Consider the following 701-nt stretch of genomic DNA (forward strand, 5'->3'; position numbering starts at 1 on the left):
ATGAGGCCGTCGGCGGTGCGCTGCTCGAAGCTACGCAACCCGGCTTCGTCGTGACGATCCGCGGCCTGCTCCACCGCACGCCGGTTGCTGACCGCGTGCGACTCGACCAGACGCTTGAACGCCTCCCCCTCCAACGTCGGCAACTGCCCCTTGAACACGACCGAACCACGCCGATCATTGCTGAACACCAACGACCGGCCAGCCCAGGCTTGCTTGCGCTGCGCATCCAGACGCGACAACTCGTCCTCGACCGCGTCGACCTCGGGGGCGACCTGCTCCAAGACGGTGCGGGTCTGCTTGGCGAGGTCCTGCGCATCGACCAGGGCAGCCTTGTCCAACAAGAACTGCTCCGCCTCAGCCCGCTGCCCAGCCGTCAGGGTGGCCGGGAGTTCACCCAGCACCCGGTCGATCGACCTGGCTTGCGCCACCGACACCTCACCCGACAAGGCGGCCTGAGCCACCAGGGGATGGGCTGTGACCTCCTGACCGCCGTACACCCACGAAGCAGCCTCCGCGGCGGTCACCTTCGACGACACCGCCAACAACGTCTTGATACTCGTCCCCCGTGCGGTCTCAGCAGCCTTGGCCCGATCAGCCTCGGCGATCAACACCACCCGCAAAGCCTCCACCTGACGCCCCAGCGCGACGACCTCGCTCACCAACCCAAGCCGCACCTCGGCGTCCAACCGACGGCGACCAGC

The 701-nt window shown here is 67.6% G+C and carries 1 protein-coding gene; it reads right to left on the bottom strand.

Features of this window, described 5'->3' with window-relative positions; genetic code table 11:
- A partial coding sequence (locus ET989_RS14635; RefSeq protein ID WP_165490209.1) for a DUF222 domain-containing protein occupies positions 1 to 659 on the bottom strand: 659 nt, incomplete at its 3' end.
- Positions 660 to 701 lie beyond the last annotated feature (42 nt).

The organism is Propioniciclava sinopodophylli (genome assembly GCF_004324755.1).
GTDB lineage: Bacteria > Actinomycetota > Actinomycetes > Propionibacteriales > Propionibacteriaceae > Propioniciclava > Propioniciclava sinopodophylli.